We start from the raw sequence: 26,271 nt of genomic DNA, 5'->3' as shown, positions 1-26,271 counted from the left end.
GCCGGCAATCTGGCACGCTAGAGGAGCAGGCAATCATGTTCAACGCAGTGATCGATGCGCCGTTCGGCAAGATCGGCATCCGGCTCGAAGGCGAAGCCGTGCGCGAGATCGTCTATCTGCCCGACTCGACGCCCAACGTCGCGCCCGACACGCCGCTCGCACGCGAGGTGGCCGAACAGATCGAGCGTTATTTCGAGCACGCGTCAGCGAAGTTCGAGCTGCCGCTCGCCGAGTGCGGCACCGCGTTCCAGCGGCGCGTGTGGCAGGCGATCAGCGACATCCCGCCCGGCGTCGTGCTGACTTACGGACAACTCGCCAAGCAGCTCGGCAGCGTGCCGCGCGCGGTCGGCCAGGCGTGCGGCGCCAATTTCTTTCCGATCGTGATTCCGTGTCACCGCGTGGTGAGTTCGAGCGGCATCGGCGGCTTCGCGCGCGATGGCGGCGACGGCTTCTTCCGCAACGTGAAGCGCTGGTTGCTCGCGCATGAAGGTGTGCCGTACGTATGAGCACGAGCACCACCACCGATACCGCTGTACACGTCGAAGACACAGCCGCCGCATCACCGCTGCTGCTGACCAGCTCCGCATCGATCGACGCCTTCTGCGACGCGCTGTGGCTCGAACATGGCCTGTCGCGCAACACGCTCGACGCGTATCGCCGCGACTTGCGGCTCTTCTGCGAATGGCTCGCGCACGTGCGCAACGCTTCGCTCGACACCGCGAGCGAAGCCGACCTGAGCGCCTACAGCGCGGCGCGGCAAAAGGACAAGGCGACCTCGGCGAACCGCCGGCTGTCGGTGTTTCGCCGCTATTACGCGTGGGCGGTGCGCGAGCATCGCGCGGCCGCCGATCCGACCTTGCGCATCCGCTCGGCGAAGCAGCCGCCGCGATTTCCGTCGACGTTGAGCGAGGTCCAGGTCGAAGCGTTGCTCGGCGCACCCGACATCGACACGCCGCTCGGCTTGCGCGATCGCACGATGCTCGAGTTGATGTACGCGAGCGGCTTGCGCGTGACCGAACTGGTCACGCTGAAAACCGTCGAGGTGGGACTCAACGAAGGCGTCGTGCGCGTCACTGGCAAGGGCTCGAAGGAGCGGCTGGTTCCGTTCGGCGAAGAGGCGCACGCGTGGATCGAGCGCTATCTGCGCGAGGCGCGCCCGGCGCTCCTCGGCCCGCGCGCGGCCGATGCGCTATTCGTGACGACACGCGCGGAAGGCATGACGCGCCAGCAGTTCTGGAACATCATCAAGCGACACGCGCAGGCCGCGGGCGTCCATGCGCCGTTGTCGCCGCACACGCTGCGGCACGCGTTCGCGACCCATCTGCTCAATCACGGCGCGGATCTGCGCGTCGTGCAATTGCTGCTCGGTCACACCGATATTTCGACGACGCAGATCTATACGCACGTCGCGCGAGAGCGGCTGAAATCGCTGCATGCGCAGCATCATCCGCGCGGGTGCCCGCGCGCTTCACACGAACTCGCGTAACCGGTGCTTGAGAATCTTGCCGGTCGATGCGGCCGGCAGCGCCGCGAGCACCCTCAGCTCGGCTGGCCGCTTATACGGCGCGAGCCGCTCGCCGCACCACGCGATCAACTCCGCGGGCGTGACCGTCGCGCCGGAAACCAGCTCGACGAACGCGATCACCTCCTCGTTGCCCTCGACCGCGTGTCCGATCACCGCCGACTGCACGACCTGCGGATGCGCGTTCAGTACGTGCTCGACCTCGGCCGGATACACGTTGAAGCCCGAGCGGATGATCAGCTCCTTGCTGCGCCCGACGATATGCAACGCGCCGTCCGCGGCCTGCCGCGCGAGGTCGCCGGTCTTCAGCCAGCCGTCCTCGGTGACGGTCGCGCGGGTCTGCTCGGGGTTGCGGTAGTAGCCGAGCATCACGTTCGGCCCGCGCACCCATAGCTCGCCGATCTCGCCCGGCGCGGCTTCGGCGCCGTCGAGCCCGACGAACTTCACCTCGACGCCTGGAATGACTTCGCCGACCGAGCAATCGGCGCGCGGCGCGTCGACCATCGTCTGCGACACGGTCGGGCTGCTTTCGGTCATGCCGTAGCCGTTGTGCAGCGGCAGACCGTACACCGCTTCGGCCTGCGCCTTCAGCGCGGCGGCGAGCGGTGAGCCGCCCGAGTAAGCGAAGCGCAGTCGCGGCGCGGACCATGCGTGGCCGTGCGTGTGCAGATGTTCGAGCAGCTTCGCGTGCATCGCCGGCACGCCCTGGAAGATCGAGACGTGCTCGGTGGCGAGGGCGAGGCGCACCGCTTCCGGCACGAAGCGCGGCGCGAGCCGCAACGTCGCGCCCGCATGCAGGCTGCCGAGGCACATCGACGCGAAGCCGTACACATGCGAGATCGGCAGCACCGCATAGACGACGTCGTCGGGCCCGACCTGGCGCAGCCGGCTCGACACGGCCGCGATGTACAGCAGATTGCGATGCGACAGCATCACGCCTTTCGGCGTGCCGGTGGTGCCGGTCGTGTAGATCAGCGCCGCGCATTGGCGGTCGCTGGCGGGTTCGACGGCTTCGGCTTGCACGCTGCTGTCCACCACATACGACCATGCGCCGATGTCCGGCGACAGCGTGGGTGCGTGCGTCGCTCGATGCCGCTCAGCGTGCTGGCGTGCGTCGGGCGAGCTTTCGAGCGCATACGCGACGACGCGCGGTTGCGCATGCGCGCGGATCGAATCGAGTTCGGCGGCCGACAGTCGGGCGTTCGACACGAGCGCCCACGCATCGAGCTTCGCGGTCGCGAACAGCAGCACGATTTGCGCGATGCTGTTCTCCGCGACGATCATCACGCGATCGCCGCCGCGCACGCCCCAGTCGCGCAGCAGCGCGGCGGCCGCATCGACGGCCTCGCGCAGTTGCGCGTTGGTCAGGCGGCGCGCATCTTCGATCAGCGCGACATGCCGCGGATCGCGTGCGGCGGCGAGCGCCGGGATGTCGCCGATGCGCGCGGGCAGGGCGGCGAGCAGCGCGGGGATATCGATCGTGGAACGGATGGATGAAGCCTGCTTCAACACTGTCTCCTCTTTACCAATTCGTGGCCCTGCGCGCAGTATCTCGCACCACGCCGGCATATTTTCGAACGATCGTGCCACAAGCGTCGAACCCGCACAATTGGCCATCCGTCAAATAGCCGTTGTGCAAACTCGCCATTACAATGCGCCGATGAGCAAATCCAGACACGTGTCCGAAACACCCGCCACGCAGCTGCTGCGCCGCCACGGCGTCACGTTCGGCGAGCATCCTTACGACTACGTCGAACATGGCGGCACTGCGGAATCGTCGTGCCAGCTCGGCGTCGACGAGCATCACGTCGTGAAGACGCTGGTGATGGAAGACGAGCACGCGAAGCCGCTGATCGTGCTGATGCACGGCGATCGCACCGTCAGCACCAAGAACCTCGCGCGGCAGATCGGCGCGAAGCGCGTCGAGCCGTGCAAGCCCGAGGTCGCGAACCGGCATTCGGGTTATCTGATCGGCGGCACGTCGCCGTTCGGCACGCGCAAGCAGATGCCGGTGTATGTCGAGTCGACCATCCTCGAGATGGACAAAATCTGGTTGAACGGCGGGCGGCGCGGCTTTCTCGTCAGCATCGAGCCGAAGGTGCTCACCGATCTGCTTGCGGCGAAGCCGGTGCAATGCGCGAGCGTGGACTGACGCCGATGAGCGGGTTGACGTTTGCCTGAATGTTTTTCGCGCGGACGCGTTCGGTAAAATGTGCGCCGCCCTGATTCGACGGGCATGCCCTGTTGCGGTTGGGGTATCGAATGTCAGACCGCGATCCTTATAAGAGTCCCAGATGCAAAACCTGATCGTCGCTGTCGTTGCCTATCTGATCGGTTCGTTGTCGTTTGCCGTGATCGTGAGCGCCGCGATGGGTCTCGACGACCCGCGCTCGTACGGCTCGGGCAACCCGGGCGCCACCAACGTGCTGCGCAGCGGCAGCAAGAAGGCCGCGATTCTGACGCTGATCGGCGACGCCTTCAAGGGCTGGCTGCCGGTATGGCTGGTCGTGCATTTCGGCGCGCGTTACGGGCTCGACGAGCGCGCGATCGCGATTGCGTCGCTTGCGGTGTTTCTCGGTCACCTGTATCCGATTTTCTTCCGCTTCAAGGGCGGCAAAGGCGTCGCGACCGCCGCGGGCGTGCTGCTCGCGATCAACCCGACGCTCGGCGTCGCGACCTTGCTAACCTGGCTGATCGTCGCGTTCTTTACGCGCTACTCGTCGCTCGCGGCGCTGTGCTCGGCGCTGTTCGCGCCGCTCTTCTACGTGTTTCTGTTCGGGCCGCGCATCGTCGCGCTCGCGGTTCTGGTGATGAGCCTGCTGCTCGTGTGGCGGCATCGCGGCAATATTGCGAAGCTGATGCGGGGGCAGGAGAGCCGTATCGGCGACAAGAAGAAGGCAGCCAGTCCGGCGGCGGGCAACGATCTTTGACGTGGGCTGAGCGCTTCGCCCGGCCAGATGGCCCGATGCGAAGCGCTTCCGGGTCCGTGGGAGGCTCGTTGCAAGCCCGGCGCGTCGTGCCGCTTAGTCGCGGAAGTTGTTGAAGTCGAGCGGCGTGTCGGTCACGTCCTTGCGCAGCATCGCGATCACGTTTTGCAGATCATCGCGCTTCGCACCGGTGATGCGCACCGCATCGCCCTGAATGCTCGCCTGCACCTTGATCTTGCTGTCCTTCACCAGACGCACGATTTTCTTCGACAGATCGCCCGAGACGCCCTTTTTGATCTTGATGACCTGCTTGACCTTGTCGCCGCCGATCTTGTCGATCTTGCCGTAGTCGAGGAAGCGCACGTCGACGTTGCGCTTGGCCATTTTCGACAGCAGCACGTCCTTCACCTGGCCGAGCTTGAAGTCGTCGTCGGCGTACGCGGTGATTTCGTTTTCCTTGTGTTCGACCCGCGCATCGGACCCCTTGAAGTCGAAACGCGTCGAAATTTCCTTGTTGGACTGCTCGATCGCGTTCTTGACTTCGATCATGTTCGCTTCGCAGACGACGTCAAACGATGGCATTGCTTTCTCCCAATAGTGCGGCAGTGCGCGACACAGCCGGTCGGCCGATCGCGAGGCACTCGCTATAATCACGGACCGGACGTCATTTTACCGACGCCGCTCTCTTTTGCCCAAGGCCGCCGCGCGGCGTCGCGACGGCGGGCGGCGCCGCTCGTGTCGTCAGGCGCGTCGTTGGTTGTTTTTCGTCGATTCCTGTTGCTTCCCGTCGTTGCCCGGTTGCCATTCCGATGTCCCAATCCGCTCTTGCCGCTCCCGCCGTCGCGTCCCTCATGGCCGACTATCCGCTGAAGGCCCACAACACGTTCGGCTTCGACGTGCGCGCGCAGTTAGCGTGCCTGGTCGAGCGTGAGGAACAGTTGCTCGCCGCGGTGCGCGATCCGCGCGTCGAGGGCCTGCCGCGCCTCGTGCTGGGCGGTGGCAGCAACGTCATGCTGACCGGCGACTTCGCCGGGCTCGTGCTGCTGGTGGCGCTGCGCGGGCGCCGCGTGGTGCGCGAGGATCAGGATGCGTGGTATGTCGAGGCGGCCGGCGGCGAGCCGTGGCACGAGTTTGTCGCGTGGACGTTGGCGCAGGGCATGCCCGGCCTCGAGAATCTCGCGCTGATTCCTGGCACGGTCGGCGCGGCGCCAATCCAGAACATCGGCGCGTACGGGCTCGAAATGTGCGAATGCTTCGCGTCGCTGCGGGCGATCGAGCTCGCGACCGGCGAGGCCGTCGAACTCGACGGCGATGCGTGCCGGTTCGGCTACCGCGACAGCTTTTTCAAGCGGGAAGGGCGCGAGCGCTTCGTGATTACGTCGGTGACGTTCCGTTTGCCGAAGGCGTGGCAGCCGCGCGCGGGCTACGCGGATCTCGCGCGCGAGCTGGCGGCGCGCGGTCATGCGGCGAGCGCTGGCCAAGCCGACGGTGCGGCCATGCAGCCGACCGCGCAAGCCATTTTCGATGCGGTCGTCGCCGTGCGGCGCGCGAAGCTGCCCGATCCGCTTGAACTGGGCAACGCGGGGAGCTTCTTCAAGAATCCGCTGATCGATGCCGCCCAGTTCGAGGCGCTGAAGCGTCGCGAGCCGGAAGTCGTGTCGTATGTGCAAGCGGATGGGCGGGTGAAGCTGGCGGCCGGCTGGCTGATCGACCGATGCGGCTGGAAGGGCCGCGCGATGGGCGCGGCGGCCGTGCATGAGCGGCAGGCGCTGGTGCTGGTGAATCGCGGTGGCGCGAGCGGCACGGAAGTGTTGGCGCTGGCACGGGCGATCCAGCACGACGTGTTCGAGCGATTTGGCGTGGAACTGGAGGCGGAGCCAGTTTGCCTGTGAGCGGCAGTTCTCTCTTTTCGCGCTGAGTTGCCCCGCGGAGCGTCGCCGCCGACGAATGCAAAAGGCGCCGGGAGTTTCCTCCCGGCGCCTTTTTTGTGCCCGCGGTTCCGGCGGGTGTACGGACCCGCGGCTCGCTCAGTGATTGAGCTTGCCGAGCAGCAGGTATTCCATCAACGCCTTCTGCACGTGCAGACGGTTTTCCGCCTCATCCCACACGACGCTCTGCGGTCCGTCGATCACTTCCGCGCTGACTTCTTCGCCGCGATGCGCGGGCAGGCAGTGCATGAAGAGCGCGTCGGGATTCGCGCGCGCCATCATGTCGGCGTCGACGCACCAGTCCGCGAAGGCCTTCTTGCGCGCTTCGTTCTCGGCCTCGAAGCCCATGCTGGTCCAAACGTCGGTCGTGACGAGATCGGCGCCCGTGCAGGCTTCGTTCGGGTCGTCGAATTCCTCGTAGAACGACGCGCTTTCCGCCGCGACGAGCGCGCGGTCGAGCTTGTAGCCGGGCGGCGTGGACAGGCGCAGCCTGAACCCGAGAATCTGCGCGGCTTCGATCCACGTGTACAGCATGTTATTCGCGTCGCCGACCCACGCGACCGTCTTGTCGCGAATTGGACCGCGATGCTCGAAGTACGTGAAGATGTCTGCGAGCACCTGACACGGGTGGTATTCGTTCGTGAGCCCGTTGATCACCGGCACGCGCGAATTCTCGGCGAAGCGCTGGATGATGTCCTGGCCGAACGTGCGGATCATGATGATGTCGACCATGCGCGAGATGACCTGCGCGGCGTCTTCGATCGGCTCGCCGCGGCCGAGCTGCGTGTCGCGCGTGCTCATGAACACGGCGTGGCCGCCCAGCTGGAAGATGCCGGCTTCGAACGACAGGCGCGTTCGTGTCGAATTCTTTTCGAAGATCATCGCCAGCGTGCGGTCATGCAGCGGGTGATAGGTCTCGTAGTTCTTGAATTTGCGTTTCAGGATGCGCGCGCGCTCCAGCACGTACTCGTAGTCTTCCAGCGAGAAGTCCTTGAACTGCAGGTAGTGGCGAATTTTCTTGGCGGTCATGAAACAAATACGGCGGTCTCACCCGGCAGGGTTGCCGGACTGCGCCGCCGTCGGTTTGGTGGTAACTCCATGCAGCATAAAGGATTTCGCCTCGTTTGACGAGTCGGCGGGAAGGCGCCGCAAGCGATTCGAAAGCGTTGTATCGGGCTTCACCGGGGTCATCGGAAGGCGCTTGTGTGCGCTGCGGAAAAGGGCCCGCTGCGCTATAATCTGCGGGTTATCCCAAAGCCCAGCAGGCCGGCGTTTCGCATGAAGAAACGCGGCTCGCGCGGCGCGGAAAGCCTGTCACGGCGTGGCCGCCATGACAGACGCAGAGCGGTTCAGCCGGTTCGCCGCAGCGGTTCTCGTGGTGCGGTTCGTCATTGTTGCGTTAGCGCCAGATCCCACGCACGTCGCAGGTGGCTGCAAGCGCTTGCCGTACATGCCGCTTGCGGTGAATTCGAGCGTACAACTGGCGTCTCCGGTTGGTCGTCATTCCGCTGGGCAGTCACACAGGTATTTCTACATGGCCGAAGCAGCTCCAATCGAATATTTCATTCAGGGCATTACGTCGACCGGAAAAAAATTTCGGCCGAGCGACTGGTCGGAGCGGCTCGCGGGCGTCATGTCGTCGTTCGGGCCTGGCGTGAGGAAGGGGCCGAACGCCTATATGCAGTACTCGCTGTACGTGCGGCCGACCATGATCGGCGACCTCAAATGCGTGATTCTCGATTCGCGGCTGCGCGACATCGAACCAATGGCCTTCGATTTCGTCATGAACTTCGCGAAAGACAACGACCTGCTGGTCACCGAGGCGTGTGAGCTGGAACTCGAGCATGCGCCTGCGCCACAAGCCAAACGGCACGTCATCTGATGTCAGTCGGCCGGATTGGCAAAAGCAAAAAACAAAAACCCGCAAGCAGCGGGTTTTTTTTGTGGCTGGCAATTCAACCAAAACAAATCTATGGTCAGCCTGACTTTTGCAAGCGAGGTGGTGTTGACGTAAATTGGGCTTGCGCAAATCTATCCGGGGTCGTTGTGGGAACAGGTTCCCGCCCCATGATGAGAGCCGCGCCGGGCAAACCTTAAAAAAAGCCGCAGTATCGGAATACTATTTGCTTTGCCAGGTTGCTTGCTCGGCCGTTGAGCCGTTTATGTCTTCACGTATCTCTCGTCGCAAAACCAGGAAGTGACCTGGGTCAGAAGGAGTAACGTAGGCGGCGCACAGTCAGGCTGCTGCCACAGCCTGAGCACTTTGGTAGTGTGTTCCGCGGGCGAGGATGGCCCAGGCGATCCTCGCCAATTTGTTGGCCAACGCACAAGCGACCACGTTGGAATGCCGTCGGGCCAGCAGGTCGCGGACCCAGGCCCCCAGGCGATCGGCGTGCCGCTCGATGTGCAGCATGAGCGCTCTCGCGCACTGGACTAACAGTCGCCTCAAATTCTTATCGCCGCGCTTGCTGATTCCCAGCAGCGTGGGCTTGCCGCCGGTACTGTATTGGCGTGGAACCAGCCCGATGGATGCGGCGAACTGGCGAGCGCAAGCGAACTGGTGGGCGTCGCCCAATTCGGTTGCCAGCACGCTGGCCGTGATTGGGCCGATGCCGGGAATCTCCAACAGGCGCTGGCTGCGTTCGTCCTCCCGCAGTTGCCGGATCAATTCGCTTTCGAGTTGCGCGACTTGTTCGTCGAGGTACTTGAAATGTGCCTGCAGACGCTCGAGCAGCGCGACTAGTCGCGGCGGCAGATCATGCGAGGCCAGCACGGCAGGAAGTCGGCGGATGACGCCCATCCCCTTGGGCAGGCTCACGCCGAATTCGAGTAGAAAGGCATGAATCTGGTTGATCGTGCCGGTACGGTCGCGCACCAGCGCTTCGCGTACCCGATGCAGCGCTGAGATCGTCTGCTGCACCTCGTTGCGCGGACTGACGAACCGCATGCTGGGACGTGACGCGGCCTCGCAGATCGCTTGCGCGTCGGCGAAGTCATTCTTGTTGCCTTGCACGAAAGGTTGGACGAACTGCGGGGATATCAGCTTCGGGTAGTGCCCAAGTTCCTGGAGGCGACGGGCGACCCAGTGAGCGCCGGCACAGGCTTCCATGACCACCGTGCAGCTCGGAACACGGGCAAGCAGTGTGAACATCTGGTTGCGCGTCAGCTTCTTGCGCAACACCATGTGGCCCGATGCGGACTGTGCGTGCAGGTGGAAGCAATGCTTGCCAAGATCGATTCCAATCAACGAGATGGTGTCCATGACGATCTCCCATAAGGAAACAGCCCGATCAGCGTAAGCCGATCGGGCTGTTTCGGTCAGGCTGACCATCTCATTAAAGCCCGCCAAAGCGGGCTTCTTGTGCAGCGGAAACAGGAGGTAGCCCGCCGAAGCGGGCCGACCGGAATTACTGCGCTGCGGGCGCTTGCAGACCCTTGAGGGCTGCAGCGAGGCGGCTCTTGTTGCGAGCTGCCTTGTTCTTGTGAACGATGTTCTTGTCGGCGATGATGTCGATGGTCTTCGACGATGCCTTGAAGATTTCGGCGGCCTTAGCGTGATCGCCTGCGTCGATTGCTTTGCGGACAGCCTTGATAGCCGTGCGGAACTTCGAGCGCAGTGCCGAGTTGTGCGAGTTTGCCTTCGCGGCCTGGCGGGCGCGCTTGCGTGCTTGTGCGGAGTTAGCCATGACGGTTCCTTATCCTGTTCCTGTTTCCAGTACCCGGCCTTCAAAGATGAGGCGAGGTGCTGCTTCTCGATCCGAACCCTTGGAAGCGATTGCCCAAGGGCGCAAAAGTGTCGAAAAAATCGATCGAACTACGCGAAGGCGGGCCCGTGTTTCAAGGCATCCGGATGTATTGACAGGCGGCGCGCCAACCTGAGAACCGCGTCCGAAGACCATTCGAAAACTGAGCAAGCTTCGAAACCGATAATTATAGCAACAAAATCAGGCACGTGACAACGAAAAACACGGGCCGGCGCCACGATGACCGGAGCGGCGTCATGTCGGCGCGTATGTGCTGGCCCTCCTGCGAGGGCGCCGATGGAAGGCGGGGGCGCTGCCGGGAAGACCGCAAAAAACACAAAAAATCGCGCTTTCCAGCCGATCGCGGCGAACGTCCGCGTGGCAAATCGGTCCGAATCGCGTTCTGGCTCGTCGCCCGCATTGGCGGGACCCGTATAATAAGCGCCCCATGAATCTATTCCGAGCCCTGCTGACGGTCAGCGGCTTCACGCTGCTGTCGCGCGTGACCGGACTGGCCCGTGAAACGCTGATCGCCCGTGCGTTCGGCGCCAGTCAATACACCGACGCTTTCTACGTCGCCTTTCGCATTCCGAACCTGCTGCGCCGCATTTCCGCCGAAGGCGCGTTCTCGCAGGCCTTCGTGCCGATCCTCGCGGAGTTCAAGAACCAGCAAGGCCACGACGCCACCAAGGCGCTCGTCGACGCGACCTCGACCGTGCTCGCGTGGGCGCTCGCCGTGCTGTCAGTGATCGGCGTGGTCGGCGCGTCGGGCGTCGTGTTCGTCGTCGCGTCGGGCCTCGCGCACGAGGGCCACGCGTACCAGCTCGCGGTCGTGATGACGCGCATCATGTTCCCCTACATCATTTTCATCTCGCTGACGTCGCTGGCGTCGGGCGTGCTGAATACGTACAAGAACTTTTCGTTGCCCGCGTTCGCGCCCGTGCTGTTGAACGTCGCGTTCATCGTCTCCGCCGTATTCCTCGCGCCGCGCCTGCAAACGCCGGTCTATGCGCTCGCCTGGGCAGTGATCGTCGGCGGCGTGCTGCAATTCGTCGTGCAGCTGCCGGGCCTCAAGAAGATCGACATGGTGCCGCTCATCGGCCTGAACCCGCTGCGCGCGCTCGCGCATCGCGGCGTAAAGCGCGTGCTCGCGAAGATGGTGCCGGCGATGTTCGCGGTGTCAGTCGCGCAGATCAGCCTGATCATCAACACCAACATCGCGTCGCACATCGGCCCCGGCGCGGTGTCGTGGATCAACTACGCCGACCGGCTGATGGAGTTTCCGACCGCGCTGCTCGGCGTCGCGCTGGGCACGATCCTGCTGCCGAGCCTGTCGAAGGCGCACGTCGATGCCGATTCGCATGAGTATTCGTCGCTGCTCGACTGGGGACTGCGCGTCACGTTCCTGCTCGCCGCGCCGAGCGCGATCGCGCTATTCTTTTTCGCCCAGCCGCTGACAGCGGTGCTGTTCAACTACGGCAAGTTCGACGGCAATGCGGTCGTGATGGTGAGCCGCGCGCTCGCCGCGTACGGAGTCGGCCTGATCGGCCTGATCCTCATCAAGATCCTCGCGCCGGGCTTTTACGCGAAGCAAGACATCAAGACGCCAGTGAAGATCGGCATCGGCGTTCTGGTCGTCACGCAGCTGAGCAACTACGCGTTCGTGCCGGTATTCGCGCATGCGGGTCTCACGCTGAGCGTCGGGCTCGGCGCTTGCGTCAATGCGTTGCTGCTATTCATTGGTCTGCGCAAACGTGGCATTTATATGCCGTCGAGCGGCTGGCTCAAGTTTTTCGTGCAGTTGCTCGGAGCGTGCCTCGTGCTCGCCGGCGTGATGCGCTGGCTCGCGATCAGCTTCGACTGGATCGGCATGCATACCCAGCCGGTCAGCCGCATGGTGTTGCTCGGTGCGTGTCTCGTGCTGTTCGCCGCGCTGTATTTCGGTATGCTTTGGCTGATGGGCTTCAAGTACGCGTATTTCAAAAGGCGAGTGAAGTGATCACCATGTCGCGGGTTCTCGATTATTTCAGTACGCTCGTCGCCGAAGACGAGAGCCTGCCGCTGACCGAGACGGCGCTCTCGATCGCGCAGGATGCCTATCCCGACCTCGATCTACAGTCGGTGCTCGCGGAGATCGACGAGCTGGTGCTGCGGTTGCGGCGCCGCATGCCCGACGATGCCGACATCCGTCAGAAGGTTGGCATCCTCAATCGTTTCTTTTTCCGCGAACTCGGTTTCGCGAGCAATCTGAACGATTACTACGACCCCGACAACAGCCATCTGAACGTCGTACTCAAACGTCGCCGCGGCATTCCGATTTCGCTCGCGGTGCTCTATCTGGAGATGGCCGAGCAATTCGGCGTTCCGGTGCGTGGGGTGTCATTTCCAGGCCACTTCCTGCTGCGCGTGACGACGCCCGACGGCGACGTGATGCTCGATCCGACCACCGGTCATTCGCTGTCCGAAACGCAGATGGTCGAGATGCTCGAGCCGTACGTCGCGTCGGCTGGCGATTCGGTCGGGCGAGCGCTACGCATGCTGCTGCAACCGGCCACGCGTCGCGAGATCGTCGCGCGGATGTTGCGCAACCTGAAGGCGATCTACCTTCAGACCGAGCGTTGGCAACGTCTGCTCGCGGTGCAGCAACGGCTCGTCATTCTGCTGCCGGACAATATCGAGGAAGTGCGGGATCGCGGTTTCGCGTATGCGCGGCTCGATTATCTGCGGCCCGCGCTCGAGGACCTCGAAAGCTATCTCGGCGATCGCCCCGATGCGGAAGATGCCACCGTGGTCGAGTCGCAGTTGCATGAATTGCGGCAGCGCACGCGGCATGATGGCGGCGAATAGCGACGCGCGTTTTCACGCTGCATAAAACACAAACGCCTGCACATGTCGCACATGTACAGGCGTTTTTTTATCGCCGTATGCGGGCCTTGGCCAAGCGTCGGCGACCAGATCGAGCGCTAAGCGATCCTCACTTCGGCTGCATGCGGATCGCGCCGTCCAGCCGGATCACCTCGCCGTTCAGCATCGGATTGTCGAAGATCTGCTTGGCCAGCATCGCGTATTCGGCCGGTTTGCCGAGGCGCGGCGGGAACGGCACCATCGCGCCGAGCGCGTCCTGCACTTCCTGCGGCATGCCGAGCAGCATCGGCGTTTCGAAGAGGCCGGGGGCGATCGTCATCACGCGGATCGCGTTGCGCGACAGGTCTCGCGCGATCGGCAGCGTCATACCGACCACGCCAGCCTTCGACGCGGAGTAGGCCGCCTGGCCGATCTGGCCGTCGAACGCGGCGACCGATGCGGTGTTGATGATCACGCCGCGCTCGCCGTTGGCGTTCGGCTCGTTCTTCGACATTTGCGCCGCGGCGAGCCGGATCATGTTGAACGTGCCGATCAGATTGATCGAGATCGTGCGCGTGAACAGATCGAGCGAATGGGGGCCATCCTTGCCGACGGTCTTCGCGGCCGGCGCGACGCCCGCGCAGTTGACGAGACCGCGCAGCGCGCCGAGCTTCGTCGCGGCTTCGACGGCCTGTTGCGCGTCCTCTTCCCGGCTCACGTCGCATTTGACGAAAACGCCGCCAAGTTCCTTTGCGAGCGCCTCGCCCGCGTCCAGATTCAGGTCGGCGAGGACGACCTTGCCGCCGTTCTCGACGAGCAGGCGCGCGGTGGCAGCGCCAAGCCCTGATGCACCGCCGGTGATCAGGAACACGTTGTCACGAATTTCCATGTCTTCTCCTTTGCTACGGTTGTTCAGTGCGGTCTCGAGCGAAGCATTTTTCGACGATCGATTGTAGCGGCTGTGCTGCGCTGCGGAAAGCGAAGCGGGCGGCGGTATGCGAGCGCTATGGAAAACTAACTAGTTCCGCTGGGCGTTCCCCGCCGCTTGCCGCTTTTGGTTTGCGCCCCGAGCCAAATAAAAAACCCGCCCAACGTGGGCGGGTTTTGGTCAAACGAAAACAGCGGTAATGTTTGGTCCAAGCCGGCTTACTTCAGCGCGTCGAACGCGCGGGCGCGAATTTCATCGACGCTGCCGAGGCCCGAAATGCGGCGATATTGGGGCGCCTTCACTGAGTTCGACGTATCTCCGTTCTTCGCCCAGCCGTTGTAGTACTCGATCAGCGGCTTGGTTTGCGATTCGTACACTGCCAGACGCTTCTTGACCGTTTCTTCCTTGTCGTCGTCGCGCTGGATCAGCGGCTCGCCGGTCACGTCGTCGATGCCCTCGACCTTCGGCGGATTGAACGTCACGTGATAGGTGCGGCCCGATGCGGGGTGTGAGCGGCGGCCGCTCATGCGCACGATGATCTCGTCGAACGGCACGTCGATTTCGAGCACGTAGTCGATCGCGACACCGGCCTGCTTCATTGCTTCGGCTTGCGGAATCGTGCGGGGGAAGCCGTCGAACAGATAGCCGTTCGCGCAGTCCGGCTGCTGCAGACGTTCCTTCACGAGGTTGATGATCAGCTCATCCGTGACGAGCTCGCCGGCGTCCATGAAGCGCTTTGCTTCGAGGCCGAGCGGCGTGCCAGCCTTGACGGCCGCGCGCAGCATGTCGCCGGTCGAAATTTGCGGGATGCCGAACTTTTCCTTGATGAAGGTGGCCTGAGTGCCTTTGCCGGCACCCGGTGCACCCAACAGGATCAAACGCATGGATATCTCCAAATCTATGTGAATTCTTTGTTGACGCGGCATGCTTCCCGGCGATTCTCGCAGGTTCCGCATCGGCTACCGTTGACTACCTCGCGCTGCACGTCGAATACGACGGCGCTGCAAGATCCGCACGGCGCGACAGGGATAACCCGAGTGTCGCCTGCGCTGGGAGACGCGCATAACCGTTCGATTATGCCACGGCTTCCCGCGCTCAAGACCCGAATAAGGCCCGTACGCGCGCGAGATCGGCGGGGGTATCGACCCCCGGCAACGGTACGTCTTGCGTGACGAGGACCGCGATGCGCTCGCCATGCCACATCGCGCGCAGCTGTTCGAGCGCTTCGACCTGCTCGATCGGCGAGATCGCGAGGCTCGGGTACGTGCGCAGAAATTTCACGCGATACGCGTACAGGCCGATGTGCCGGTATACGACGGCGGGCGCGGGCGGCGTCGGCATCGACGCGACGTTGGGCCAGAGCGGTTGCCATGCGTCGCGCGCCCACGGGATCGGCGCGCGCGAGAAATACAGCGCGACGCCGCGCGCATCCGGCACGACCTTGACGACGTTCGGATTGAAAATTTCGGCGGAATCGGTGATCGGATGCGCGGCCGTCGCGATCGCGCAGTCGCTCGTCGTTGCCAGATGCGCGGCGACGCCGCGCACGAGCGCCGGGTCGATCAGCGGCTCGTCGCCCTGCACGTTGACGACGATCGTGTCGTCGCTCCAGCCGAAACGCGTTGCCACTTCCGCGAGACGGTCGGTGCCCGACGGATGGTCGGCGCGCGTGAGTACCGCGTCGAAGCCGTGGTCTCGCGCCGCGTCGAGCACTTCCTGCGCGTCCGACGCGACCAGCACCTGCTGCGCGCCCGATTCGCGCGCGCGCTCCGCGACGCGCACGACCATCGGTTTGCCGCCGATGTCCGCGAGCGGCTTGTTGGGCAGACGGGTCGACGCGAGGCGGGCCGGCACGACGGCGATAAACGGATGAGGGATGGTGTGGATCATCGGATCAGGAACGGGCGGCGATCAGGCCGGAGGAAGAGGCTGCGCGCGCGACGCGCCCGCAGGGTCGGCGAAAACGGCCGCGGATCGATTTTGGAGAGCATGCGGGAAGGGGGCGTTGGCATCGATGAAGCCTGCGTTGACCCGCGCGCGAGCGAGACGTCGCGGCACCTCGGTGCCGCGACGCGCCGGGTCAGGCGACCGAGCCTGGATTCAGATCGACCGGCGTGCCTTCGACGGTCTGCCTCGCTTCGTCGACGAGCATCACGGGAATGCCGTCGCGGATCGGATAGGCGAGCTTGTCCGCGTTGCAGATCAGTTCCTGCGCGGCGCGGTCGTAGCTGAGCGGGCCCTTGCAAATCGGGCAGACGAGGATTTCAAGCAGGCGAGCGTCCACGGACTTTCTCCACAACTAATGCAGTGAGGCGGTGATCAAGCGCGGCTTCGACCGGGACTACCCAGATGCGCGCGTCATGCCAGGCCCCCAATTTTACCGCATCCTTTTCCGTAATCAGGATCGCGTCGGCGTCGACGTCGGTGAACGGATTGCGCTCGAACGCGTAGTGGTCGGGCAGCGCGCGCGTCGTGGGCGCGAGGCCGGCCGCGCGCACTGTCGCGAAAAAGCGTTCCGGCGCGCCGATGCCGGCCGCGGCCAGCACGCGTTGACCGGCGAATTGCGCAAGCGGGCGGCGCAGTGCGGGATTGTCGAGATGCCACGCGTCGGCAGGGGCGAGCTGTAGTGCGAACGTGTTCGGCCATGCGGGCAGCGTGCGCGCATACGGATCGTTGATCAGCGTCGCGTCGCGGCGGCGCGACAGCGGCTCGCGCAGCGGCCCGGCCGGTAGCAGGAAACCGTTGCCACCGAGCCGGTGATCGAACACGACGAGTTCGACATCGCGCGCGAGGCGATAGTGCTGCAAGCCGTCGTCGCTGACGATCACGTCGACGTCGCGATGCGCGGCGCACAGCGCCTGCGCGGCGACGACGCGGTCCGGACAGACCCAGACGGGTGCGCCGGTGCGGCGCGCGATCAGCAACGGCTCGTCTCCGCCGACCCGTGCCGACGAACCGGGCGTGACCTGGGTCGGCGTGCTCACGCGCGCGCCGTAGCCGCGCGACACGATGCCGGGCGTTAAGCCCGCGGCGCGCAACGCTTCGACGAGCGCGATGACGGTCGGCGTCTTGCCGGTGCCCCCGACCGTCACGTTGCCGACCACCACCACCGGAACGCCGACGCGCACCGATTTCAGCCAGCCGAGCGAAAACGCGGCGCGGCGCGCGGCCGCGACTGCGCCGAACACACAGGCGAGCGGCGTCAGCGCCCAGGCGAGCGGTCCACGTTGCTGCCATTCGCGCGAGAGGCGCGCTCCGAGACGGTCGCTGAGTTCGCTCATGGGCGGGTTGCGAGCACGGACTGCGCGCCGTGCGCACTACGCGGGGTCAACATCAACGCGGTTCTCCGGGCAATCGAATGCGAATACGGGTCAAAAAATGAGGTGCGAGCGGCGCGCCGAAAGGGCCCGCGCCCAGTGGCCTCGGGCCGGCAAGTTCTCCGCTGCGCTGCGCGATCGACATGCCGTCGAACCCGGCACTGTAGCGCGCGGGCGTCCCGCCCGGCAAGTCGCGTAAGGTCCAACGCACGCCGCTCCACGCTATGTGCGGTTGCCCACAGTCTGTGGATAACTTTGTGGAGAACCTGCCGTCCGATCGTCCGGAAGGGCCATTCCGTGCGCTTTGGATCGTAGTACTTGCTCGCTATCCAGATGCAAACGCCATATAAATCAAGGCTCTGCCACGAATTTATTGACGTTGGCGGGCGTTCTGGCGAAATTCGTCAGGCGGTTCCCGCCATGTGGACACTTTTAACAATCCTGCGATTCCGGCTGGACGCCGCTCTTCGCTCGGTCTATCGTCTGTCCGGCCAGCGCTACTTATTCCTTGCATGAACCCCGAAAATCCTTTTGCTTCTGCGGCCACACCAGGCGGTGAAGTCGTCGTTCCTGTCTCCGCGCTCAATCGCGCGATCGGCACGATGCTCGAACGCTCGTTTCCACTCGTTTGGGTCGCGGGTGAAGTGTCGAACTTCACGCGCGCCGCGAGCGGCCATTGGTACTTCTCGATCAAGGACGCGCAGGCACAGATGCGCTGCGTGATGTTCCGCGGTCGAGCTCAGTACGCCGAATTCACGCCGCGCGAAGGCGATCGCATCGAAGTGCGCGCCCTCGTCACGATGTACGAGCCGCGCGGCGAACTGCAGCTTAATGTCGAAGCGGTGCGCCGCACCGGCCAGGGGCGTCTGTACGAAGCGTTTCTGCGGTTGAAGGCGCAACTCGAGGCCGAGGGGCTGTTCGCCGCCGAGCGCAAGCGCGCGCTGCCGACGCATCCTCGCGCGATCGGTATCGTCACGTCGTTGCAGGCGGCCGCATTGCGCGACGTGCTGACGACGCTGTCGCGTCGCGCGCCGCATATTCCGGTGATCGTTTATCCGGCGCCGGTGCAGGGCGCGGGCGTCAGCGCGAAGCTCGCGGCGATGGTCGAGGCGGCTGGCGCGCGCCGCGAGGTCGACGTGCTGATCGTGTGTCGCGGCGGCGGCTCGATCGAAGATCTGTGGGCGTTCAACGAAGAAGTGCTCGCGCGCGCGATTTCGGAAAGCGTCATACCTGTGGTGAGCGGCGTCGGTCACGAGACCGATTTCACGATTGCCGATTTCGCCGCCGACGTACGCGCGCCGACGCCGACCGGCGCCGCCGAACTCGTCAGTCCACAGCGCGTCATGCTGCTGCGCGAACTTGATCATCGGCACGCGACGCTCGCGCGCGCGTTCGGCCGCATGATGGAGCGGCGCGCGCAGCAGCTCGACTGGCTGGCGCGCCGGCTCGTGTCGCCCGCCGAGCGGCTCGCTCGGCAGCGCACGCATCTGCAGCAGTTGCGCGTTCGGCTCGCGTCGGCGGGCGCCCGGCCGGTGCGCGACGCTCGTGCGCGATTTTCGCTGCTGCAGATGCGCTGGCAACGCTGGCGTCCGGATCTCGCGGCCGAGCGCACGCGCGTCAACGTGCTGGCGCAGCGTCTGAATGCGGCCCTATCGCGCCAGCATGAACGACAGGTCGCGCGCATCGACATGCTCAGCGCGCGACTCGAAGTGCTGAGTCCACAGCGCACGCTCGAGCGCGGTTATGCGGCCGTGCTCGATGCGCAAAGCGGTCGGGCGATTCGCACGCCGTCGTCGCTGAAACCTGGACGTCGTCTGACGATGCATCTCGCCGAAGGCTCGGCCGATGTCGCGCTCGCCGACGTGCAGACGCGTCTGACCGACGGTTTCTGACGTTTCGCCGGTGGGCGCGTTACGCCCGTTTACTGTCTTCCGACGCGCCGGGCACGCGCCATGCGCGCCCTTCTCAAGGGCCTTGCGCACGACGTGTTCGACATGCCGGACATAAAGGCCGTTGGTTTGCGGGGTTATTCCAACTCGCCTACAATCGAGTGCTCGATAGCGTCATCCGCAGACTCCCCACAACAGATACAGAGAAGGAAAGCACCATGGAACATACGCTCCCGCCGCTGCCGTTTGCGAAAAACGCGCTCGCTCCGCACATGTCGGAAGAGACGCTCGAATTTCACTATGGCAAGCATCACCAGACTTATGTGACCAACCTGAACAATCTGATCAAGGGCACGGAGTTCGAGAACCTGTCGCTGGAAGAGATCGTCAAGAAGTCGTCGGGCGGTATCTTCAACAATTCGGCTCAGGTATGGAATCACACGTTCTTCTGGAACAGCCTGTCGCCGCAAGGTGGCGGCGCACCGACTGGCGCGCTGGCTGACGCCATCAACGCGAAGTGGGGTTCGTTCGACAAGTTCAAGGAAGAGTTTGCGAAGACCGCGGTCGGCACGTTCGGCTCGGGCTGGGCATGGCTCGTGAAGAAGGCTGACGGTTCGCTCGACCTCGTGTCGACGAGCAACGCCGCCACGCCGCTCACCACCGACGCGAAGGCTCTGCTGACGATCGACGTGTGGGAGCACGCTTACTACATCGACTATCGCAATGCGCGTCCGAAGTTCGTCGAAGCGTACTGGAACATCGTCAACTGGGACTTCGCAGCGAAAAACTTCGCTTGAGATTGCCGGTTGCAGCTCGCCGTCTGATGTCGTGATCCTTGCGGTCGCGATTGAAGATGGTAGCCAGAGAAGAAAGCCCTCCATCGCGAGGGCTTTTTCTTTCTGGAGGTGATTGGAAGGGGAGGGATTGGTATTGCTTACACCGACGGATGCGCTTCTTACGCGCTTCTGAAAGAAGTTTGTCACAGTTAGTAACTGCGGTTTCGCGGGGCGCGGCGCTAAGCGAAATTGCCCTGAGGCTAATCGTCGGGGCCGGAATTCGTGGACATCTGTCGGTGCCGATGAGCCCGGTCCTCGCCCGTCGACTTCGCTGAACTGGCGGGGCCGGGCGCTGGCGGCGGATGGTTCATGTACTGGAAGTTCTGCGCGGTCGCGACGCTCGGGAAGGTCGTCGTGCCCGGTTGCTGGAGTACCACGTTCGGCGCGGCCGGCGTCGATGGGGCGAACCCGGGCGCGCTGCAGGCGACGCAAGCCCCTGCGGCGGCGAGAATGAGCCGGTTCAAAGAAGCGTTCTTCGTGTGGTCGATTGGGTTGGGCGGCGGAGATCGTTTGACGCGAGTGCAGGCCGCGCTTCTTGTCAATTGATGCCAGCTCATCTACAAGCATTACTTGATATAACGTACCAATCGCCGCAGCGACTAGCCAGCCGGACAAAAAACTTTCTGTAACTGAGCCGTAACCACGGAATTTCGCGATTAGCCTAACGTTTGAATTCCAATCCTCCGAAGTGCACCGCCATGAGTTCCAGCAATAAAACGATTAGCCTGGCGATTCCCGCCGCCGTCATCGCGCTCGCGTTAGGCGGTTGCGCAGTGGCGCCACCGAGCGGCCCGAGCATAGCCGCGATGCCGCGCAGCGGCGAGCCGCTCAGCCAGTTCCAGCAGAACGACTACGCGTGCCGCGACTACGCGAATCAATCGACGAATCCGTCCGGCGCTGCGCAGGCGGCCACCACGAACAGCGTGAACAGCGCGGCGCTCGGCACGCTCGGCGGCGCGGCGATCGGCGCGCTGTTCGGCGCCGCGGCGGGCAACGCCGGCGCGGGCGCGGCGATCGGCGCCGGCAGCGGTCTGCTGATCGGGGGCGCGAACGGCGCGAATGGCGCCCAGTATTCGGCGGCCGGCATGCAGGCGCGCTACGACACCGCCTACGCCCAGTGCATGACCTCGAAGGGCGAGACGATCGTTCAGCCGCAGCCTTACTATTCGACGCAACCGGTGTACATCGCGCCCCGTCCTTATTACGCGCCGCCCCCGCCCGTCATGTATGGGCCTTATCCGGCTTACTGAGCGGTGATAGCTGAGGCCGGCCGGCTTGCTTGTCTTGCATTTTCGGCCGGTACTGCGTTTCAAGTCCGAAGGACGGTTGGGCGGTAGCTTTTAGTGACGATCGTCGAATCCGTGCCGCTAACTTATTCCGCGCTGTCGGTTGACGCCGCTTTGCGCGGGCGACGGCTCCGGGACGCCGTTTTACGGGCTGCCTTCCTGGCGGCCTCAGACCCTTCTTCCGAGTTGATTGCTGGGGCAGGGACTTCGGCCGGCGCTGCGATCTCAGGTACTTCCTCGATCGTGCGTGGCGTGCTTTTCTTCACTTTGTTCGCGGCCGTTTTGCGCGAGGCGCGCTTTTTGGCGCTTTGACGCAGCGCGGGTTGGTCGCTGTCGGTGGAATGGTCGGTTCCTTGGCCGCCGAAAACGACTTGTTCAGCGGCTGTATCCGCTTTCGCTGTTACAGCGCGAGCTTTGGACTCTTCAGCTATCGGTTCAGTGACGAACTCACGTGGGAGCGGCGCGTGTTCACGCGGTTCCTGCCGTTCGACCTCTTCGGCGGGTTCCGCGTGTTCGGTGAGAGCCGGAGCGTTAGCCGCATGCTCTTCATCAGCCGTTTCGTGGTGACCGCGCTTGCCGTGCGCGGCCTCCTGCTGACCCCGCCCCGGCTTGCGGTTGTTGCGCTCCTTGCGCCGCGACTTGTGCTTGCCGCCCGACTCGGACGCGGCCGCTTGCGCAGCCTGCGCTTCATACGAATGTTCGGCAGCCTGTTCAGCCGATACCGCTTCAGCCGACCCCGTTTCCGCAGACTCCGCCGCTGTTTCGCCGATGGTTTCACTTGCCGCTTCACTCGCGACGTTCACGGCTGTGCTTCGATAGACGTACGCGCCTGACTTTTCATCGCGGCCGAATTCGAGCAGCCCGCGCGCCTGCGCTTCTTCCAGCAGATTGCCGAAAGCGCGAAACCCGTAATACGTCTCGTTGAAATCTGGTTTGCGCCGTTTGATCGCGTTCTTCAGCACGGACGCCCAGATCTTGCCGCTGTCGCCACGTTCGGAAGCGAGCGCGTCGAATGTCTGCACCGCAATTTCAACGGCCTTGCTGCGGCGCTTCTCCAGATCTTCCTTGGGCGGAGCCTTCTCTTCATCAGGCGCACGTTTGGCTGCCTGCTGCGCGCTCTGCTGCTGACGCGACGATTCGGGCCTCGCGACTGCGCGCTGACTTTCGCGTACAAGATCGTCGTAAAAGAAGAACTCGTCGCAATTCGCAATCAGCAGATCCGAGGTGGACTGTTGCACACCGACGCCGATCACCTGTTTGGCGTTCTCGCGCAGCTTCGACACGAGCGGCGAGAAATCCGAATCGCCACTGATGATGACGAACGTGTTGACGTGCGATTTCGTGTAACAAAGATCGAGCGCATCGACGACGAGCCGGATGTCGGCCGAATTCTTGCCTGATTGGCGCACGTGGGGAATTTCGATCAACTCGAAATTGGCCTCGTGCATCGCGCCTTTGAAGCTCTTGTAACGGTCCCAGTCGCAATACGCTTTCTTGACGACGATGCTGCCCTTCAGCAGCAGGCGCTCGAGCACCAGCTTGATGTCGAATTTGTCGTACTTCGCGTCGCGCACGCCAAGCGCGACATTCTCGAAGTCGCAGAACAGAGCCATGCTGACGTTTTCGTTGGATGACGCCATGTGTATCTCCATTGAAGCGGTCGTCGAAGTCGACGAATCGCGACATGATAGCGATTCCAGCGAAGGTGAGCAGCTTTTGTCGTGAGCTCGCACCGATCGGTAGGTGGGAGTTTGCAGCAAGCGGTCCAACTGGTGGTCCAGCGCGCGGCTCGATGTCAGTTCCGTTACAGGGTGTCGCGACGGCCTGCGTTGTTCCATGTCGCGCGAGCTTCCAGCACGTCATCGATCAATCCGTATTCCCTCGCTTCGAGCGCCGACATGAAGTTGTCGCGGTCGGTATCGCGCGCGATTTCTTCGATGCTGCGTCCGGTGCGTTCGGCCATCATCGCATTGAGACGCGCTCGTACATACAGCACCTCCTTGGCCTGGATTTCGATGTCCGCCGCGGTGCCCTGACCGCCGCCCGACGGCTGGTGAATCATGATGCGCGCATTGGGTAGCGCATACCGTTTGCCGCGTTGACCCGCCGTAAGCAGAAAGGTGCCCATGCTCGCGGCAAAACCCGTGCACAAGGTCGAGACCTCCGGCTTGATGAACTGCATGGTGTCGTAAATCGCGAGGCCGTCGTACACAGAGCCGCCGGGCGAGTTGATGTAAAAAGAAATATCCTTGTCGGGATTCTCCGATTCGAGAAACAGCAATTGCGCGACGATCAGACTGGCTGACTGCTCGTTCACGGGCCCGACAAGAAAGACGATGCGCTCGCGCAGCAGGCGGGAGTAGATGTCATAGGCACGTTCGCCCCGGCCGGATTGTTCGATCACCGTGGGCACAAGGCCGAGGCCGGAGACAGACGGGTAACTGGAAGGCATGGATTCCTCGCTCGGATGGATGGCGCGGGCGTTCCGGGATGCGCAGGCCGCCGCGGATCAGAAGCCGCCTGACATGCGCCGGTTGTTGCTCATTTGACGGAGCAGCCGCTGGCGTTGTGACAGAAAATTTTTTTGCGCCGCGCTGTCACATCACCGGTTGCCCACGCGTCAAGCTCAGGAATACCGAACACGACGCGCGCCTGAGCGATGCCACCGGTATGCAGCCGCTTTTTCACCACGCACCATCGGGAGGTCGACGCATGACTGAACAGGGAATCGACAAGGCATCCAGTTTCGAGGCCGCGCGCGCCCGTCTGCTGGCACTCGCATATCGGATGCTCGGCAGTCGCGCGGAGGCCGAAGACGTGGTACAGGATGTCTGGCTCAAATGGCACCTGGCCGATACGCAGGCGGTGCAAACGCCGGTCGCGTGGCTCACCACGCTCACCACGCGCGCGGCGATCGACCGTCTGCGGCATGCACAGCGCGAGCGCGCGTCGCAGGCTAGCGGCTGGTTGCCGGAGCCGTGGCTCGACGAGGTCGCACCATCGGCGGAGGAGTTGGCGTTGCGAGCGGCAGATATGTCGTACGGCGTGATGCTGCTTCTCGAACATCTGAAGCCAGACGAACGTGCGGCGCTCGTCCTGCATGAAGCGTTCGAGTGCGGTTATGCGGAAATCGCCTCGATTCTCGAGCGCACACCGGCCGCTTGCCGACAAATGGTTCATCGCGCCAAGGCGCGTCTGAGACGTGCGGGGGCGCCGTTGGAGCGGCCCGATCCGGCGGTGCATGGGCGAATCGTCGAGCGTTTGCGCGCGGCGCTCGAAGCGCAAGACCGGGCGGGCCTGCTACAGCTTTTCAGCGATGCGCCGCAACTGATCAGCGACGTACCTTTGTACGCTCCGCCCCCTCCGTTCCCCACAGCCAATCCGGCCCTTCGAGCACAAGGGCCAACGCCTGAAACCGAAGCGCAACGCGACCGCGAACCGGGTTCAGGTCCGAAGTGGATAGCTGTAGTCACATCGCTCGCGCAACAGGCGAGCCATGCCGAGGTGGTGTCGATGGCGGGTGCGGTGTGCATCGCACTGTTCTGCGACGGCGACATCGTCGGGCTAATCGACGTGGTGACGGATGGCAAAACGGAACTATCGGCGAAAATCGTCTCGCTGCGCATCCTGACCAGCGCCGCGCATCTGCAGGCGGCCAACCAGATGCTGGGCCGTGATGCGGTCACGGAACTGCTTGCCCGCATCAAGGACCATCCGGGGGCGTCAGTTACGGTGAGCCGCGACTTCCCAGTTGATGTCGACGCATAGCACCTGCGTACCATGCGATGTGTGCGCGGCAATCGAGGCGGTCACGCACAGATGCGCTTCGTTGATCGACAGATACGGCGGCGTCAGATGAACCCGCCCCGGTTGACGCATCGCCTGAATGAAGTACGGGCGGCGCTCCCAACTCGCGCCTTCGGAATGCAGCAGCGGGCTGAAGCGCTTTGCGCGTTGCGATGTGCGACCCGGCGGCAGCACGTTGTCGCCGATCTGCCGCCCCGAACCGTCCAGAACAAAGCAGCGCGCCGTTTCTCCGAGCGCGAGCAGAGGCGCGGTCGCCTGCGTGATCGATTCCCCGGCAACCAACTGCGCGGCGGCTGCCTCGAGCGCCGTGACATACGGCGCGAGCCGCGCGGATTGCGCTTTCTCTCGAGCGGCAACGCGTTCGCGCAGCGAAGCGGCGAGCGAATCCATCAGGCCAGCGGCAACTTGCGGCTTGACGGGTTCGACGCTCGGACCCGCGAAAAATGCGCCCTGGACGAAGTCGACATTGCATTCGAGCGCGATCAGCGCATCACGTTCGGTGCTCAGACCGCCCATCAGCACCAGTTGCCCAGACTCGTGCAACAGAGAGACGAGGCCCGGCAACACGCGTTCGATATGCGAGTGTTCACTCGCTTGCGCGAGGATGCAGCGGTCGAGCGTGACGATGTCCGGCCGCAGATTCCACACCCGGTCGATGTTCGAATGCTTGGCGCCAAAGCCGTCGAGCGCGATCAGGAAACCGGACTTGCGCAGCGAATCGACGATTTCGGCGAAGCGCGTGGTTTCGCCGCCAGCCTGTTCGGATACTTCGAGCACCACGCGCTGCGGGGGCAGGCCGAGTGCCTTCAGGCTGGCAAGCAGCGCGTCGCCGTAACTGGTGTCCATCAGTGCGGCCGGATGCAGGCTGAGGAAGAGCCATTCGTCGTGGCTGTCGAATGCGTTGAAGTTGCCGAGGTGCAGCGATTCGGCCAGCCGTCCGAGTTCCAGCAGATCGCCGCGTCGCGCGGCCTGCGTAAAGACTTCGTGCGAGGGCACTTGCCGCTCATGCTCGTCGTGCACGCGCAGCGACGCGTGATACCCGATCGCGCGCCGGTGCGATACCGAAAAGACCGGCTGAAACACGCTGAAAACGGTGTAGCCGCCATAGAGAACGGTACGCCGGGAGCCTTCGTCGCCGGCCATCGGGCGTGGTGGCTGGAAGCCGGGAGGATCGAGTTCGATCATGCTCATCGTGTCAGTCGTGTGGAAATGGCGGCGCTTGCTGGGCAAGGCAGGAGTTCGCG

General features: G+C 63.8%; 27 protein-coding genes. 13 read left to right on the top strand and 14 right to left on the bottom strand.

The window, feature by feature from the left end:
• The first annotated feature begins 35 nt into the window (after nt 1–35).
• Both HDG39_RS13595 and xerD read left to right on the top strand, forming a co-directional pair.
• Complete coding sequence (locus HDG39_RS13595) at nt 36–506, top strand: methylated-DNA--[protein]-cysteine S-methyltransferase (protein WP_184006407.1); 471 nt, start codon at nt 36–38, stop codon at nt 504–506.
• Nucleotides 503–1,486 carry a site-specific tyrosine recombinase XerD gene (gene xerD, locus HDG39_RS13590; protein WP_184006406.1) on the top strand — a complete coding sequence of 328 codons (984 nt, stop codon included), beginning with the start codon at nt 503–505 and terminating at the stop codon, nt 1,484–1,486. Before HDG39_RS13595 ends, xerD begins: the two co-directional genes overlap by 4 nt.
• Here the strand turns inward: xerD and HDG39_RS13585 are convergent.
• A complete protein-coding gene (locus tag HDG39_RS13585; protein WP_184006405.1) occupies nt 1,469–3,031 on the bottom strand; it encodes a class I adenylate-forming enzyme family protein in 1,563 nt (520 codons plus the stop codon). The two genes, xerD and HDG39_RS13585, sit on opposite strands and share 18 nt — an antisense overlap.
• A 151-nt stretch (nt 3,032–3,182) precedes the next feature.
• Between HDG39_RS13585 and ybaK the strand changes: the two genes are divergently transcribed.
• Nucleotides 3,183–3,674, top strand: a complete 492-nt coding sequence (ybaK, locus tag HDG39_RS13580) for a Cys-tRNA(Pro) deacylase (RefSeq protein WP_090801630.1) — start codon at nt 3,183–3,185, stop codon at nt 3,672–3,674.
• Between the two features lie 142 nt (nt 3,675–3,816).
• Nucleotides 3,817–4,452, top strand: a complete 636-nt coding sequence (gene plsY, locus HDG39_RS13575; RefSeq protein WP_018421634.1) for a glycerol-3-phosphate 1-O-acyltransferase PlsY — start codon at nt 3,817–3,819, stop codon at nt 4,450–4,452.
• 93 nt (nt 4,453–4,545) lie between these two features.
• Here plsY and HDG39_RS13570 read toward each other — a convergent pair whose 3' ends face one another.
• On the bottom strand, nt 4,546–5,031 hold the full coding sequence (locus HDG39_RS13570) for a YajQ family cyclic di-GMP-binding protein (RefSeq protein WP_184006404.1): 486 nt from the start codon (nt 5,029–5,031) through the stop codon (nt 4,546–4,548).
• Between the two features lie 227 nt (nt 5,032–5,258).
• On the opposite strand from HDG39_RS13570, the gene murB reads away from it, so the two are divergent.
• The gene (gene murB, locus HDG39_RS13565; RefSeq protein WP_260327831.1) at nt 5,259–6,341 is read left to right on the top strand and encodes a UDP-N-acetylmuramate dehydrogenase; all 1,083 of its coding nucleotides are present in this window, start codon (nt 5,259–5,261) and stop codon (nt 6,339–6,341) included.
• A 135-nt stretch (nt 6,342–6,476) separates the two neighbouring features.
• On the opposite strand, the gene argF is transcribed toward murB, so the two are convergent.
• A complete protein-coding gene (argF, locus tag HDG39_RS13560; RefSeq protein WP_018421631.1) occupies nt 6,477–7,406 on the bottom strand; it encodes an ornithine carbamoyltransferase in 930 nt (309 codons plus the stop codon).
• Between the two features lie 505 nt (nt 7,407–7,911).
• Here argF and HDG39_RS13555 point away from each other — a divergent pair.
• The gene (locus HDG39_RS13555) at nt 7,912–8,259 is read left to right on the top strand and encodes a DUF3579 domain-containing protein (protein ID WP_008923011.1); all 348 of its coding nucleotides are present in this window, start codon (nt 7,912–7,914) and stop codon (nt 8,257–8,259) included.
• A gap of 354 nt (nt 8,260–8,613) precedes the next feature.
• On the opposite strand, the gene HDG39_RS13550 is transcribed toward HDG39_RS13555, so the two are convergent.
• Nucleotides 8,614–9,639 (bottom strand): IS110 family RNA-guided transposase, encoded by a 1,026-nt coding sequence (locus tag HDG39_RS13550; RefSeq protein ID WP_184006403.1) that lies wholly within the window; start codon nt 9,637–9,639, stop codon nt 8,614–8,616.
• 145 nt (nt 9,640–9,784) lie between these two features.
• Nucleotides 9,785–10,063, bottom strand: a complete 279-nt coding sequence (rpsT, locus tag HDG39_RS13545) for a 30S ribosomal protein S20 (RefSeq protein WP_018421629.1) — start codon at nt 10,061–10,063, stop codon at nt 9,785–9,787.
• A gap of 505 nt (nt 10,064–10,568) precedes the next feature.
• Here rpsT and murJ point away from each other — a divergent pair.
• Nucleotides 10,569–12,119, top strand: coding sequence for a murein biosynthesis integral membrane protein MurJ (gene murJ, locus HDG39_RS13540; RefSeq protein ID WP_184006402.1), 1,551 nt, complete (start codon nt 10,569–10,571; stop codon nt 12,117–12,119).
• A 5-nt stretch (nt 12,120–12,124) separates the two neighbouring features.
• Nucleotides 12,125–12,967 (top strand): SirB1 family protein, encoded by an 843-nt coding sequence (locus HDG39_RS13535; RefSeq protein ID WP_026226009.1) that lies wholly within the window; start codon nt 12,125–12,127, stop codon nt 12,965–12,967.
• A 127-nt stretch (nt 12,968–13,094) separates the two neighbouring features.
• Here HDG39_RS13535 and HDG39_RS13530 read toward each other — a convergent pair whose 3' ends face one another.
• From HDG39_RS13530 to lpxK, 5 genes are all read right to left on the bottom strand, one after another.
• Nucleotides 13,095–13,853: a 3-hydroxyacyl-CoA dehydrogenase gene (locus HDG39_RS13530; protein WP_184006401.1), complete on the bottom strand. Its 759-nt coding sequence runs from the start codon at nt 13,851–13,853 to the stop codon at nt 13,095–13,097.
• A 257-nt stretch (nt 13,854–14,110) separates the two neighbouring features.
• Nucleotides 14,111–14,776, bottom strand: coding sequence for an adenylate kinase (gene adk, locus HDG39_RS13525; RefSeq protein ID WP_184006400.1), 666 nt, complete (start codon nt 14,774–14,776; stop codon nt 14,111–14,113).
• A gap of 211 nt (nt 14,777–14,987) precedes the next feature.
• Nucleotides 14,988–15,782, bottom strand: a complete 795-nt coding sequence (kdsB, locus tag HDG39_RS13520; RefSeq protein WP_184006399.1) for a 3-deoxy-manno-octulosonate cytidylyltransferase — start codon at nt 15,780–15,782, stop codon at nt 14,988–14,990.
• A 190-nt stretch (nt 15,783–15,972) separates the two neighbouring features.
• Entirely contained in the window at nt 15,973–16,176 is a 204-nt protein-coding gene (locus HDG39_RS13515) for a Trm112 family protein (RefSeq protein ID WP_007180583.1), read from the bottom strand.
• A complete protein-coding gene (lpxK, locus tag HDG39_RS13510) occupies nt 16,157–17,173 on the bottom strand; it encodes a tetraacyldisaccharide 4'-kinase (protein ID WP_184006398.1) in 1,017 nt (338 codons plus the stop codon). The genes HDG39_RS13515 and lpxK overlap by 20 nt, the downstream gene beginning before the upstream one ends.
• 548 nt (nt 17,174–17,721) lie before the next feature.
• Between lpxK and xseA the strand changes: the two genes are divergently transcribed.
• From xseA to HDG39_RS13490, 4 genes are all read left to right on the top strand, one after another.
• Nucleotides 17,722–19,101, top strand: coding sequence for an exodeoxyribonuclease VII large subunit (gene xseA / locus HDG39_RS13505; RefSeq protein WP_184006397.1), 1,380 nt, complete (start codon nt 17,722–17,724; stop codon nt 19,099–19,101).
• A gap of 215 nt (nt 19,102–19,316) precedes the next feature.
• Nucleotides 19,317–19,895, top strand: a complete 579-nt coding sequence (gene sodB, locus HDG39_RS13500) for a superoxide dismutase [Fe] (RefSeq protein WP_013090345.1) — start codon at nt 19,317–19,319, stop codon at nt 19,893–19,895.
• Nucleotides 19,896–20,243: 348 nt separating this feature from the next.
• Nucleotides 20,244–20,480, top strand: a complete 237-nt coding sequence (locus HDG39_RS13495; protein ID WP_184006396.1) for a hypothetical protein — start codon at nt 20,244–20,246, stop codon at nt 20,478–20,480.
• Between the two features lie 152 nt (nt 20,481–20,632).
• The gene (locus tag HDG39_RS13490) at nt 20,633–21,184 is read left to right on the top strand and encodes a glycine zipper family protein (protein WP_184006395.1); all 552 of its coding nucleotides are present in this window, start codon (nt 20,633–20,635) and stop codon (nt 21,182–21,184) included.
• A 122-nt stretch (nt 21,185–21,306) separates the two neighbouring features.
• Here HDG39_RS13490 and HDG39_RS13485 read toward each other — a convergent pair whose 3' ends face one another.
• From HDG39_RS13485 to HDG39_RS13475, 3 genes are all read right to left on the bottom strand, one after another.
• Nucleotides 21,307–22,860 (bottom strand): NYN domain-containing protein, encoded by a 1,554-nt coding sequence (locus HDG39_RS13485; protein WP_184006394.1) that lies wholly within the window; start codon nt 22,858–22,860, stop codon nt 21,307–21,309.
• A 164-nt stretch (nt 22,861–23,024) separates the two neighbouring features.
• On the bottom strand, nt 23,025–23,672 hold the full coding sequence (gene clpP / locus HDG39_RS13480) for an ATP-dependent Clp endopeptidase proteolytic subunit ClpP (RefSeq protein ID WP_018421618.1): 648 nt from the start codon (nt 23,670–23,672) through the stop codon (nt 23,025–23,027).
• A gap of 89 nt (nt 23,673–23,761) precedes the next feature.
• Complete coding sequence (locus HDG39_RS13475; RefSeq protein WP_184006393.1) at nt 23,762–23,908, bottom strand: hypothetical protein; 147 nt, start codon at nt 23,906–23,908, stop codon at nt 23,762–23,764.
• Between the two features lie 24 nt (nt 23,909–23,932).
• On the opposite strand from HDG39_RS13475, the gene HDG39_RS13470 reads away from it, so the two are divergent.
• Nucleotides 23,933–24,988: a sigma-70 family RNA polymerase sigma factor gene (locus tag HDG39_RS13470; RefSeq protein ID WP_184006392.1), complete on the top strand. Its 1,056-nt coding sequence runs from the start codon at nt 23,933–23,935 to the stop codon at nt 24,986–24,988.
• Here the strand turns inward: HDG39_RS13470 and HDG39_RS13465 are convergent.
• A complete protein-coding gene (locus HDG39_RS13465; protein WP_184006391.1) occupies nt 24,944–26,218 on the bottom strand; it encodes an EAL domain-containing protein in 1,275 nt (424 codons plus the stop codon). The genes HDG39_RS13470 and HDG39_RS13465 overlap by 45 nt on opposite strands.
• Between the last annotated feature and the right edge of the window lie 53 nt (nt 26,219–26,271).

Source organism: Paraburkholderia lebeckiae, from assembly GCF_014201005.1.
GTDB classification, from domain to species: domain Bacteria; phylum Pseudomonadota; class Gammaproteobacteria; order Burkholderiales; family Burkholderiaceae; genus Paraburkholderia; species Paraburkholderia tuberum.
Note: the sequence above shows the minus strand (reverse complement) of the source record. Positions and strands in the feature narration are given on the sequence as shown.

What these genes read in the sequence shown, in the direction of transcription:
- HDG39_RS13595 (WP_184006407.1), top strand. Translation starts at nt 36, where the DNA reads ATGTTCAACGCAGTGATCGATGCGCCGTTCGGCAAGATCGGCATCCGG.
- xerD (WP_184006406.1), top strand. Translation starts at nt 503, where the DNA reads ATGAGCACGAGCACCACCACCGATACCGCTGTACACGTCGAAGACACA.
- ybaK (WP_090801630.1), top strand. Translation starts at nt 3,183, where the DNA reads ATGAGCAAATCCAGACACGTGTCCGAAACACCCGCCACGCAGCTGCTG.
- plsY (WP_018421634.1), top strand. Translation starts at nt 3,817, where the DNA reads ATGCAAAACCTGATCGTCGCTGTCGTTGCCTATCTGATCGGTTCGTTG.
- HDG39_RS13570 (WP_184006404.1), bottom strand. Translation starts at nt 5,031, where the DNA reads ATGCCATCGTTTGACGTCGTCTGCGAAGCGAACATGATCGAAGTCAAG.
- murB (WP_260327831.1), top strand. Translation starts at nt 5,259, where the DNA reads ATGTCCCAATCCGCTCTTGCCGCTCCCGCCGTCGCGTCCCTCATGGCC.
- argF (WP_018421631.1), bottom strand. Translation starts at nt 7,406, where the DNA reads ATGACCGCCAAGAAAATTCGCCACTACCTGCAGTTCAAGGACTTCTCG.
- HDG39_RS13555 (WP_008923011.1), top strand. Translation starts at nt 7,912, where the DNA reads ATGGCCGAAGCAGCTCCAATCGAATATTTCATTCAGGGCATTACGTCG.
- HDG39_RS13550 (WP_184006403.1), bottom strand. Translation starts at nt 9,639, where the DNA reads ATGGACACCATCTCGTTGATTGGAATCGATCTTGGCAAGCATTGCTTC.
- rpsT (WP_018421629.1), bottom strand. Translation starts at nt 10,063, where the DNA reads ATGGCTAACTCCGCACAAGCACGCAAGCGCGCCCGCCAGGCCGCGAAG.
- murJ (WP_184006402.1), top strand. Translation starts at nt 10,569, where the DNA reads ATGAATCTATTCCGAGCCCTGCTGACGGTCAGCGGCTTCACGCTGCTG.
- HDG39_RS13535 (WP_026226009.1), top strand. Translation starts at nt 12,125, where the DNA reads ATGTCGCGGGTTCTCGATTATTTCAGTACGCTCGTCGCCGAAGACGAG.
- HDG39_RS13530 (WP_184006401.1), bottom strand. Translation starts at nt 13,853, where the DNA reads ATGGAAATTCGTGACAACGTGTTCCTGATCACCGGCGGTGCATCAGGG.
- adk (WP_184006400.1), bottom strand. Translation starts at nt 14,776, where the DNA reads ATGCGTTTGATCCTGTTGGGTGCACCGGGTGCCGGCAAAGGCACTCAG.
- kdsB (WP_184006399.1), bottom strand. Translation starts at nt 15,782, where the DNA reads ATGATCCACACCATCCCTCATCCGTTTATCGCCGTCGTGCCGGCCCGC.
- lpxK (WP_184006398.1), bottom strand. Translation starts at nt 17,173, where the DNA reads ATGAGCGAACTCAGCGACCGTCTCGGAGCGCGCCTCTCGCGCGAATGG.
- xseA (WP_184006397.1), top strand. Translation starts at nt 17,722, where the DNA reads ATGAACCCCGAAAATCCTTTTGCTTCTGCGGCCACACCAGGCGGTGAA.
- sodB (WP_013090345.1), top strand. Translation starts at nt 19,317, where the DNA reads ATGGAACATACGCTCCCGCCGCTGCCGTTTGCGAAAAACGCGCTCGCT.
- HDG39_RS13495 (WP_184006396.1), top strand. Translation starts at nt 20,244, where the DNA reads ATGTACTGGAAGTTCTGCGCGGTCGCGACGCTCGGGAAGGTCGTCGTG.
- HDG39_RS13490 (WP_184006395.1), top strand. Translation starts at nt 20,633, where the DNA reads ATGAGTTCCAGCAATAAAACGATTAGCCTGGCGATTCCCGCCGCCGTC.
- HDG39_RS13485 (WP_184006394.1), bottom strand. Translation starts at nt 22,860, where the DNA reads ATGGCGTCATCCAACGAAAACGTCAGCATGGCTCTGTTCTGCGACTTC.
- clpP (WP_018421618.1), bottom strand. Translation starts at nt 23,672, where the DNA reads ATGCCTTCCAGTTACCCGTCTGTCTCCGGCCTCGGCCTTGTGCCCACG.
- HDG39_RS13470 (WP_184006392.1), top strand. Translation starts at nt 23,933, where the DNA reads ATGACTGAACAGGGAATCGACAAGGCATCCAGTTTCGAGGCCGCGCGC.
- HDG39_RS13465 (WP_184006391.1), bottom strand. Translation starts at nt 26,218, where the DNA reads ATGAGCATGATCGAACTCGATCCTCCCGGCTTCCAGCCACCACGCCCG.